This window comes from Bradyrhizobium sp. Leo78 (assembly GCF_059512425.1).
On the sequence record NZ_JCAMOT010000179.1, the window covers coordinates 1 to 622 of the forward strand.

Annotated in this window: 1 protein-coding gene; it reads right to left on the bottom strand. The window is 54.3% G+C overall.

Translation table 11 applies throughout. The features are described from left to right. Positions 1 to 397: citrate/2-methylcitrate synthase (locus AC5ZG1_RS44175; protein WP_496136536.1), on the bottom strand; the 397-nt coding region annotated here is incomplete at its 3' end. Positions 398 to 622: the final 225 nt, after the last annotated feature.

The window sequence follows — 622 nt, forward strand, 5'->3', positions numbered from 1 at the left end:
CCATCGGATGCGCATCACGGCGGAAGCCGGTGAAGAAGCGGCTCATCTGCTCATGCACCATCGTGTGATGCGTGACGCGATAGTCGAAATCCTTCTTCTGCGCAGCCGTCGGCAATTCACCGTAGAGCAGGAGGTAGCAGACCTCGAGGAAATCGCCATGCTCGGCGAGCTGCTCGATCGGATAGCCACGGTGCAGCAGCACACCTTCGTCACCGTCGATATAGGTGATTTTCGATTCACAGGATGCGGTCGAGGTGAAGCCCGGATCGTAAGTGAAGGAAGCGGTGTTCTTGTAGAGGGCACCGATGTCGATGACGCTCGGGCCGATCGTGCCGCTTTTGACGGCGAGGTCGACTGATTTGTCACCGATTTTTATTGTAGCGCTTTGATCCGTCATGCTGTCCTCCGAAATGTCGGTGGCGCCACAAAAGCGCCATAGGGGTTAAGCGTCCTTTCCGATAGCTATATGATCGTGACGCTAATGCCAAGTTACCGTGATGGCATTTTGTGCATTGCGGCATCACCTTTTAGGCACTGCAGCGATGAGCCGCACGCATAGCGGAAGCCGATGATTCGACTGACCTTTTGCTCCTTTGGTTTTTGCGTCTTATTTCAACCGATT